Genomic DNA, 9,599 nt, shown 5'->3' on the forward strand with positions numbered 1-9,599 from the left:
CTTCTAGCCCCATGCCGTACTCACACTCAGGCCGTCGCCCACTGCTGATCGCATGGTGGGAGCGCCCTCGCGCTTCGACGTCAACCGCGAGCCCAACAACGGCCGCGGCCCGGTCGATTTCAAGATCAGCAGCGGTGCGCTGGACAAGTCGCTCATCGAGTTCAAGCTTGCCAAGTCCACGTCTCTGATGCTGAATCTGGAGAACCAGGTCGAGATCTACGAGAAGGCGAACAAGACCCACCAGTCGATGAAGGTGATCATCGCCTACACCGACGCCGACCTGGCCAAGACCACCACAGTGCTCGCCAAACTCGACCTGACCGGTAACCCGGCGGTCGTCGTGATCGATGCCCGCACCGAGCCTTCAGCATCGACGGTGTAACCAGCCGGCCAGTACTTCGCTCAGGGCGACGGTTCGGAGACGACCACGAAGTTCTGCCCCGTCCGGCATCGGGGGGCGAGTCTCTGCTGTTCATGGTCGGATGCCACATAAACGGTGACGTCGGCGAGCCGTTCGGCGATCTCGGCGGTGATGCGCGACGCGACGGGGCAGATCACCGCCACCACTCGGCTCTTGAGGCCGACACCCCCACCCAGCCCGAAACAACGCAGGCCAAGGAGCCCACGGTGAGCTACCACCCGTGGTACGGGCACCTTAATGGCTGCCTGCCTGCTGGCGGGTGCGCGCGGACTGCTCCTGCGGACAGACGACCACGCTCTGCGCCGACCAGGGCCCGGCCCTCACGCCGCTACGCGCTCAGCACGGGCTGTCCCGGCCGCAGTGCGTGCTCTGCGGCGCCGACTACGAGGGCCGGTCCTGGCAGCAGCAGCGCGACGACCTGGCCGTGTTCACCGACGACGCCACCGGAAACCAGCTCCTGGTCTGCCGGATGCGTCCACGCGTGCCGCGACGGCGCCGCCCAACGCCAGGTCCACCTCGACCGGGCCGCCCGCGACGGTTTCGGAACCTGATGCCGGCCTCTCAGCTGCGGATCATCCCCATCCCCGGCAGCCAAGCAGTAGAACGACCCCGCCGACTCTGTCGGCCGCCCACCTTGTAGTGCCGTCGGAGTACTAGACGCGGTCCACCGGTATGCCCCAGACCCGACGCCGCATGAAATCGGCGCAACGGCAGATGCTGGACTGGCTGGAAACCACCACGCCGCCCTCGTCACCGCCGCGCAGGTGTTCATCACCATGCTGCACACGACCCAAAGCGGCTTGCGTCGGGCCGACCCTACCCGGTCAGCCAATTCTTGACAGCTTGCTTGTGACCGGTAACATGTGATCGGTCACATAGATACTCTTGAATGTGTGGCGTTCTGCGTAGGAGGTCCAGTTGAGCCTCAACCTCGCCCGCCCAGGAGTCCGCCGTCTCGTCGTCCCGGTCGTCGCGATCCTCGGGCTCGGGCTCGCCGTCAGCCCGGCCGACCGGGTCGAGGCCTGGGACAACGGCACGGCCAGCACCCCGCCGATGGGATGGAACAGCTACGACTCGTTCAACTGGAGCGTCACCGAGGCGGACGTGAAGGCCAACGCCGACTATATGCGCCTCAATCTGCGGCAGCACGGTTGGCAGTACATCGTCGTCGACTGGGCCTGGTATTTCCCCGGCCGGCACAACAACAGCCCCAATCAGGACGCCAACCTGCAACCGCGGCTACGCATGGACGCCAACGGGCGGCTACTGCCCGACACCACACGTTTCCCGTCCGCGGCCGGCAGCAACGGGTTCAAACCCTTGGCCGACTACGTGCACGCCCAAGGGCTCAAGTTCGGCGTCCACCTGATGCGCGGCATCCCGCGGCAGGCGGTGGCCGACAACGTGCCGGTCCTCGGCACCAGCTGCCGGGCCAACCAGATCAACAACTCCACCACCGCGCCTGGCTCAACCTGATGTGGGGCCTGAACATGGCGAACACCTGCGCGCAGGCATACCTGGACTCGGTGTTCCAGCTGTTCGCCGCCTGGGGGGTCGACTTCGTGAAGGTGGACGACATCGCCGCACCCACCTACCGGCAGGCCGAAGTCGAGGGTTACCGGCTCGCTATCCAGCGCAGCGGCCGGCCCATGGTGTTGAGCCTGTCACCGGGCCCGACCCCGCTGGCCAGCGCCAGCCACGTGCAGGCCAACGCGCACATGTGGCGCATCGTCAACGACCTGTGGGACAACTTCAGCCCTCGACGCCCTGTTCGACCAACTGCGCAACTGGGCCCCGCACCGAGCGACCGGCGCCTGGCCCGACCCTGACATGATCCCCATCGGGCGGCTGTCAAAATACGGGCCGGTCGGCTCCCCGCGATACTCCGGCCTCACCGCCGACGAGCAGCGCACGCTCATGACGCTCTGGGCGATCAACCGGGCGCCGCTGATGTGGGGCGGCAACCTGGTCGAGAACCGCGCCGCGGAGCTAGCGTTGATGACCAATGCCGCGGTGCTGGCCGTCGACCAGAACAGCACGAACAACCGCCAACTCACCGGCGGGACACGGCAGGTGTGGAGCGCCGACGTACCCGGCACCACCGACAAGTACATCGCCCTGTTCAACCGCGAAGGGTCGACCGCGGATGTTTCGGTGAACCTCGCCGGCCTGGGCATCCAGTCGGCCACCGTGACCGACCTGTGGTCCGGTGCCGCCCTCGGCACGGCCACCGGCGCCCTCACCCGCTCGATCCCCGCCCACGGGGCCGGCCTCTACCGGCTGACAACACAGAGCACTACGCCGACACCGGCCACCTACACGCTGACCGCCCGCCACAGCGGCAAACTGCTCGATGTCTACAACGCCTCCACCGCGGACGACGCCAACGTCGTGCAGTGGGCCGCCAACGGGCAGAGCAACCAGCGCTGGCGATTGCAGGACGCGGGTGGCGGCTTCGCCACGGTGGTCAGCCTCAACAGCGGCAAATGCCTCGACGTGTTTGGCGGCGCGGGCGCGACCGGCGACGACGTCCGGGTGACCCAGTGGACCTGCAACAGCGGCACCAACCAGCAGTGGCGGCTACAGGACGCCGGCAATGGCTACGTGCAGCTGATCGCCCGGCACAGCAACAAGTGCCTCGAGGTGCAGAACGCCGGCACCGGCGACGGGGCGCAAACCGTGCAGCGGACCTGCGGCACCGCAACCCACCAGCAGTGGCGGCGCACTCAGGTGTAGACGTCCCGACAGGCTGCAGGCCGGCTTGGTCCCCGCCTAGATCATGTGTTTCCCGTGGGTGGATCCGCGGTATTGGTCTCATATGTACGAGCGGGATGGTGCTGACCAGGTGGAGCGGATACGAGAGCGGGCCGCTCATTGGAAGCGGATATCGTTGGCGATACACCGTCGGGCAGCCGCTCTCCACGAGACGACCGCGGGATTAACTGAGCAACATGCTGTCCAGACCGGCGACGAGCCCGCCGGGCGCCCGTCGGAACGCGCATTCGACGAGCGGCAGCGCGCCGGCCGGGAACGTGAGCGGGCGCGCGCGGTCGAACAGCGGCTACGCAACGAAGGACTGGCTGTCCCGGCGGAGCAGACGGAATCGTGAGAATCCAACATGGTGGTCCGTCGGACGTTCAGCCGGTTTCCTCGCGAGGTACCAGCGCGAGCGAGGTAGTTGCATCGTGGGTGGGCGCCACCTTAAACGGTGTTGCTGTGCATGACCTGGTGCGGGAAATGCAACCGGACGCAGGTGCGTCCTGAGGTCGTGTGGGTGAGGACGACGTCGGCGAGTTGCCGGGCTACCCACAATCCGCGGCCATCGGGCGTCGCGGCGGCCGGTTCCGGTCGGTGGTAGCCGGCGGGTGGCCGGGATCGGCCGGCCCGCGCTGTCGTCGCACTGCACGATGAGGGTGTGCTGGTCGCGTCAGGCGCGGACACGGACCGGTGGCTCGCCGTGGCGTAGGCCGTTGGCGGTCACTTCGACGGCGGCGACCACGAGGTCGTCGGCGGGTTCGCCGGCGAAGTGGTGGTCGACGGCCCAGGTGTGCAGCACCGAGCGCAGGCGGCTCAGGTCGGCGACCTCGGTCAGGGTCATTTCGTGGTCGACGTGGGTGGGCACGGGCCACCACGGTCGATCTTGCCGTTCGGTGAGGTAATGCTGCGCGGGCCGGTAGGTTGGGGACGGGACCGGTCCGGCCGGGGTGAGTATGTATGTATGTATGGGTGGGTGGCGCGGACACCGTCGAGGATCTGTTGGGGATGGTGCTGAGGGTTCCAGAGGCAGGTGACCGTGGCGCCGTACGGGGCGTAGGTCTGGTTTCAGACGGCTTCGTAGGCGAGGTACGCGGCGGCCCGGTCGGCCAGCATGTCGCCCATTCCGCAAGACAGGTCGGGTTCGCCGGCCGCCGAGTGCACGTGGTCGCCGAGCGCACCCCGACCGCCTGCACATCCGGCTGCGATTTGAGTACCGCTCGGGTGTGCTCGCCGACCACCACCAGGGTCTCGTCGTAGCGTGCAGCCGACCGGCGTAGCTCGGGAACGAGCGCGGTGAGCAGCTCGGTGTCCGAGCCGGCGATCATCACGGCATGCGTGAGGTCCGAACCCATGATCACCTCACGGTCGCTGCGAGCCCCGCGATCGTAGCGACCAACAGTCCGCGGCACGGGGTTCGCATTCGGCGGACAAACACCATGTGCGTCTACCCGGACCTCGGCCGTCTACTCCACCAGAGCTGACCATCGAATTTTCCGCTTGGACGGATCTACCGGGACGGATGGACTTCCGGGTCGCCGGGGCGGGCAGCTGGCTGAGGATCGAAAGGGTGCCGCAGCCGGCTCATCGTGTCAGCCGTGCGGTCGGCTGGCGACAAGCTGGCCGTGACGGAGGGCGCCGGTTCGGGCAGAAATGCCACAGGCACGACAACGGGCACGTGATCTCCTCGGGTGTTGAGACGTGAGCGAGTCCTGGTGATACCCGCGACCCGGGATACGAACCCGACGATAACGTGACCTTTTCCACGACTCGGTCGCTCATAGCCTCCAGGCCAGGGCCAGGCTGCCGGGGTGAGATCCCGCGGCAGCTGTTGTCCGCTCGCCCCTTCGCTGCGGCATACTGACGTCGACCAGACATGGCCGTCGACGAGACCGCCGGCACGTACTCCAGGTTCACGGCGCGCGCCCGCGTCCGGCAGACGGCACAGAAAAGGTAGGCACCGTGACCGCTGACGGACCCCGGACCGTCACGTCGCTGCCAGCCCCCGACGGCCTACCCCATGCCGGTCCCGACGCCGACTCGTCGGTGGCAGGCATCGCCATCCTGCTGATAGAGGACGACCCCGGCGATGCCATGCTGGTGCGCGAGTATCTCGCCGACAGCGACCTCGACGCCCGCCTGCAGCACGTCGGCACTCTCGCCCAGGCGGATGGCCTCGAGGTGCAGCCGGAGTGCATCCTGCTGGATCTTCACCTGCCGGACGTCCGGGGCCTGGACACCCTGCGCCACGTTCTGCGCCGGTGGCCGAACGCCGCTGTGCTGATGCTGACCGGCCTCAACGACGCCGCGACGGGCTCTGCGGCAGTCTTGGCCGGGGCTCAGGACTACCTGGTCAAAGATCAGGTAGACGCGGCGGTGCTGGCACGCACTATCCGCTACGCGGTACAGCGCAAACGCGTCCAGACCGCTGAACGCACGCTGCGCGACGGCCGGTTGCAAGCAGACGAGAACACCCGCCTGCAGCGCGGCCTGCTGCCCCGACCGCTGCTCACGGACGCGGCGGTAACGGTGGTCAGCCGGTACCTTCCCGGCCAGCAACGCTCGCTGCTCGGCGGCGACTTCTACGACGTCGTGCAAACACCCGACGGCATCGTCCACGCCCTGATCGGTGACGTCTGCGGCAACGGACCCGACGAAGCCGCCCTCGGCGTCGGTCTACGGTTCGGCTGGCGCACCCTGACCCTGGCCGGCCTGCGCAAGACCGACCGGATGCGCCTGCTCGAACAGGTCCTGGTCGCCGAACGACCACACGACGGCATGTTCGCCACCGTCTGCACCGTCGGCATCACGCCCGGCAGCCCCGAGGTGATTCTGCTCAGCGCCGGACACCCCGCACCTTTGATCATCACCGCCGACGGCGCCTACTCCGCCCCGATCACCTACGGCATCGGCCTGGGCATGGCACCGGGACGAGGACGGTGGCGGGAATCGTCGATCACCGTGCCCGCCGGTGCCGGCCTGCTGCTGTACACCGACGGTGTTATCGAAAGCTTCTGCACCGACGGCACCCGCCTCGGCGAAGACCGCTTTGTCGAGATCGCTACCCGCCTGGCCAGCATCGAAGACCCGAACCAGTACATCGACGCCCTGCTCGCCGACATCCAGCACGCCGACGCTGGCCGCCACAGCGACGACACCGCCGTGCTCTATCTACGCTGGACCGATAACCCCTAGCTACTTTCGACCTGGAAACTAAGATCAACTGGCGGGGATCGCGGCGCCGTCGGTGCGGGCGACCGTCAAGACCATTCAGCTTGTGGGACGTTTGTGGTGGCGCTGCTGTGATGCGTCACCGTTACCAGTTGGCTGGGGGGTCACTGGCGGGAAAGGAGTCCCGGCCCCAGACGTCCACGATGTCGACGTCCTTTACCGCCGTGACCATCGTCGTCGGGGGCTGTTGCGGTGCCGGTTGTGCGACGACGATCGCATCGGGTGGCGTTGGCGGAGGCTGGCTGTTCATCATGGTTCCTCCGGGGTTCTTGGGCAGGCGGGTGAATCTTCTGCGTTACGCCTGGCAGGCCGCGCACCAGCGGGTCGTGGGACAGGCTCGCATTCGGTCTGCGGTGATGACGCATCCGCACTGTTGGCACATCCCGTAGGTGCCCGATTCGATGCGCTGTAGGGCGGCTCGGATGTTGTCGACGGCATGTCGGGCAGCGGACGTCCGAACTCTGGCCAGCGCTTCGGAGCTGCCGGATTTGACGGCCTGCGCCGGTGTGGGGAAGGCGCATTGAGCGAAGGCCTGGTACATGTGGTGCACCGTCAGGTCCCAGGTCAGGGCCTCGAGATCTCGTGTGTCGTCCCGTAGGTTGATGGCCGGCCCGCGCGGGGCGGCCGTGCCCTCCGTGGGCTGGGGGTGCGACGTGTTGGCGACGGCAGGAGCGGCTGTCGTAAGAGTGGGCATCTGGCGCATCCTCCTTCGGGCATTGGCGGATGTGGTCCTGTGTGCGTGACCTACTGGGCTACGGCCGGCGCGATGGTGACCGGGCAGTTGGCGTGCTCGATGAGGGCGCGGGAGGTCGAGCCGGTGATCAGGCCACGGAACCCGCCGCGGCCGCGGGAGCCTACGATGATCATGCCGGCGTTCCACCTGTCGGCCGCGTCGATGAGGGCGGTTGCGGCAGTGGTGCCTTGGGCGACGTCACGGCGGTACTTGACGTCGCTGAAGCGCTGGGCGAGCTGTTCCACCTGCGCGGTGACGGCATCTGGCTGGGTCTGCGACGGCGTGGGGTCGTGGTAGATCAGGACCAGTTCCACGCCCTGGCGCTGGGCGGTCGCGAAGGCGACCTCGGCGGCCGCGAATGCGTGCGTGGATCCGTCCATACCTAGCACGATCGGGGCGTTCTCGGGCCGTGTCGTACCACGTACGACTGTGACGGGACAGGTGGCGTGGCCGGCGATTTGCATGGCGGTCGAACCGGCGAGCAGTCCGGCGAAACCGCCGATGCCGCGGTGGCCGACGGCCACCAATTGGGCGTCGCGTGAGGCATCGACGAGCACCGCGCCGGGCGATCCGTCGATCAGCCGGGTGGTCACGGTGAGCTGTGGCCAGTCGCCTCGCACGCCGTGCGCGGTGCGGTCGAGCAGATCCAGGGCCGCGGCTCGGGGGCCGTGTTCGGAATCGTCGTATGGCGGGGTCATCGGCGGCAGGAGTACGGCCCAGCCGAAGGCGTGGACGAGGCGCAGCTCGGTATCTCGCTGCGCTGCTTCCCGCGCGGCGTGCTGTACGGCAGCGTCGGCTGCCGCCGAACCGTCGAAACCGATCACCACGGGCTTGCTCATGTCATACCTCTTTCACCTGGGGCGGGCCTCGCAGGAGTGTGCGCGGTCGTACGGCCGATTGACCGGCGGACGATGCCGCCCGACCTCCTGAACCACCCTGACGGGAGCTGACATCGGACGCAGACGGCCAGGATTGTGGAAAGAAGCTTTCACCGCCTGTTCTGCATCCACTGTCGCCCGTGATTGCGCGATTTGACAGGCGCACCGGTGGCCATTGTCCGGACCCGTTGGTTGCCGGCCGCCGGCAATAGGGTCGAGATGACCGGCACTGGTGTCGGCCGCATTGCGTGGAGCCGAAAGGATCCGATCGTCAGGTAGCCAGGACGCCTGCGGACTCGCCTATGCCGTGCCGTCGCCGTGCACGGCGTCGTAGGCGGTGTGTGCCTTGCGGAGCGTGGCCGTGTCCAGCAGTCCGTTGGTGGTCAGCTCGTGCAACACACGCAGCGCGATCGACGGGGCATCGACGTGGAAGTGCCGGCGCAGCGCTGCACGGGTGTCTGACTGACCGAAGCCGTCAGTGCCAAGGCTGGCCCAGAGGCCGGGTACGTATGGTGCGATCTGGTCGGGTACGGCCCGCATCCAGTCGGAAACGGCGACGACCGGTCCGGGGTGTTCCTGCAGGCGGCGGGTGACGTAGGGGGTCCGCGCCGGTTCGCCGGGATGCTGCAGGTTCCACTGCTCGGCGTTGAGGGCGTCGCGGCGTAGCTCGGTCCAGGAGGTGACTGACCAGACGTCGGTGTGCACACCCCAGTCATCGTCGAGCAGGCGTTGCGCGGCCAGCGCGGCCGGCACGGCGATACCGGATGCCAGGATGTGCGCCGCCGGGCCATCGGCGTTGCCGGTGCTATGGAGACGATGCATACCGGCCACGATGCCGTCGATGTCGACGTCGTCCGGTTCGGCGGGCTGCAGGATCGGCTCGTTGTAAAGGGTCAGGTAGTAGAAGACGTCCTCCTGTCGCTCGCCGTACATGCGTCGCAGACCGTCGCGCACGATGTGTCCCAGCTCGTAGGCGTAGGCCGCGTCATAGGCCACGCAAGCGGGATTGGCCGACGCGAGCAGCAGGGAGTGGCCGTCCTGATGTTGAAGTCCTTCGCCGTTCAGCGTGGTGCGGCCGGCGGTGGCGCCGAGCAGGAAGCCCCGGGTCATCTGGTCGGCGGCGGCCCACAGGCCGTCGCCGGTGCGCTGGAAGCCGAACATCGAGTAGAAGATGTACAGCGGGATCATCGGCTCGTCGTGGGTGGCATATGAGGTACCGACGGCCGTCCAAGATGCGGTCGCGCCGGCCTCGGTGATCCCCTCGTGCAGGATCTGGCCGTTGGTCGCTTCCTTGTACGACAGGAACAGGTCCCGGTCGACCGAGGTGTAGGTCTGGCCGTGCGGGGAGTAGATCTTCTTCGTCGGGAACAGCGAGTCCAGCCCGAAGGTGCGGGCCTCGTCCGGGACGATCGGCACAAGGCGGTGGCCGATGTGTGGATCCTTGATGAGGTCCTTGAGGAGCCGGACGAGGGCCATGGTGGTGGCTACCGGCTGATTGCCCGATCCGCGTTTCACGCTCGCGTAGGCGGCCGTGCCGGGCAGTGTGAGTGGTCGGCTTCGCACGGTCCGGGTGGGTATGAAT

Annotated in this window: 9 protein-coding genes; 5 read left to right on the plus strand and 4 right to left on the minus strand. The window is 67.5% G+C overall.

Annotated elements, in window-relative coordinates; all coding sequences use genetic code 11:
* Positions 1-55 precede the first annotated feature (55 nt).
* Positions 56-382 (plus strand): DUF8371 domain-containing protein, encoded by a 327-nt coding sequence (locus Ari01nite_RS49050; protein WP_203791605.1) that lies wholly within the window; start codon positions 56-58, stop codon positions 380-382.
* Positions 383-402: 20 nt separating this feature from the next.
* Here the strand turns inward: Ari01nite_RS49050 and Ari01nite_RS49055 are convergent, their stop codons facing one another.
* Complete coding sequence (locus Ari01nite_RS49055) at positions 403-564, minus strand: hypothetical protein (RefSeq protein WP_203791607.1); 162 nt, start codon at positions 562-564, stop codon at positions 403-405.
* Between the two features lie 775 nt (positions 565-1,339).
* On the opposite strand from Ari01nite_RS49055, the gene Ari01nite_RS49060 reads away from it, so the two are divergent.
* Genes Ari01nite_RS49060 through Ari01nite_RS49070 form a run of 3 tightly spaced genes read left to right on the plus strand, consistent with a single transcriptional unit; the run spans position 1,340 to position 3,157 of the window.
* A complete protein-coding gene (locus Ari01nite_RS49060) occupies positions 1,340-1,897 on the plus strand; it encodes a hypothetical protein (RefSeq protein ID WP_203791609.1) in 558 nt (185 codons plus the stop codon).
* Between the two features lie 14 nt (positions 1,898-1,911).
* Positions 1,912-2,250 (plus strand): alpha-amylase family protein, encoded by a 339-nt coding sequence (locus Ari01nite_RS49065; protein WP_203791611.1) that lies wholly within the window; start codon positions 1,912-1,914, stop codon positions 2,248-2,250.
* Complete coding sequence (locus Ari01nite_RS49070) at positions 2,201-3,157, plus strand: RICIN domain-containing protein (RefSeq protein ID WP_369076800.1); 957 nt, start codon at positions 2,201-2,203, stop codon at positions 3,155-3,157. Before Ari01nite_RS49065 ends, Ari01nite_RS49070 begins: the two co-directional genes overlap by 50 nt.
* A gap of 691 nt (positions 3,158-3,848) precedes the next feature.
* On the opposite strand, the gene Ari01nite_RS49075 is transcribed toward Ari01nite_RS49070, so the two are convergent.
* Entirely contained in the window at positions 3,849-4,043 is a 195-nt protein-coding gene (locus Ari01nite_RS49075) for a hypothetical protein (protein WP_203791615.1), read from the minus strand.
* 1,094 nt (positions 4,044-5,137) lie between these two features.
* Between Ari01nite_RS49075 and Ari01nite_RS49080 the strand changes: the two genes are divergently transcribed.
* Positions 5,138-6,370, plus strand: a complete 1,233-nt coding sequence (locus tag Ari01nite_RS49080; protein WP_203791616.1) for a PP2C family protein-serine/threonine phosphatase — start codon at positions 5,138-5,140, stop codon at positions 6,368-6,370.
* 780 nt (positions 6,371-7,150) lie between these two features.
* On the opposite strand, the gene Ari01nite_RS49085 is transcribed toward Ari01nite_RS49080, so the two are convergent.
* Both Ari01nite_RS49085 and Ari01nite_RS49090 read right to left on the minus strand, forming a co-directional pair.
* Positions 7,151-7,978 carry a universal stress protein gene (locus tag Ari01nite_RS49085; protein ID WP_203791617.1) on the minus strand — a complete coding sequence of 276 codons (828 nt, stop codon included), beginning with the start codon at positions 7,976-7,978 and terminating at the stop codon, positions 7,151-7,153.
* Between the two features lie 339 nt (positions 7,979-8,317).
* The coding region (locus tag Ari01nite_RS49090) for a transketolase-like TK C-terminal-containing protein (RefSeq protein ID WP_438872310.1) at positions 8,318-9,599 on the minus strand (1,282 nt) is incomplete at its 5' end.

Origin of the sequence: Paractinoplanes rishiriensis (genome assembly GCF_016862375.1) — a bacterium.
Taxonomy (GTDB): Bacteria; Actinomycetota; Actinomycetes; order Mycobacteriales; family Micromonosporaceae; genus Actinoplanes; species Actinoplanes rishiriensis.

Bases quoted from the DNA above. Each gene is read 5' to 3' on its own strand.
- Ari01nite_RS49065 (WP_203791611.1), top strand. From the start codon at position 1,912: ATGGCGAACACCTGCGCGCAGGCATACCTGGACTCGGTGTTCCAGCTG.
- Ari01nite_RS49085 (WP_203791617.1), bottom strand. From the start codon at position 7,978: ATGAGCAAGCCCGTGGTGATCGGTTTCGACGGTTCGGCGGCAGCCGAC.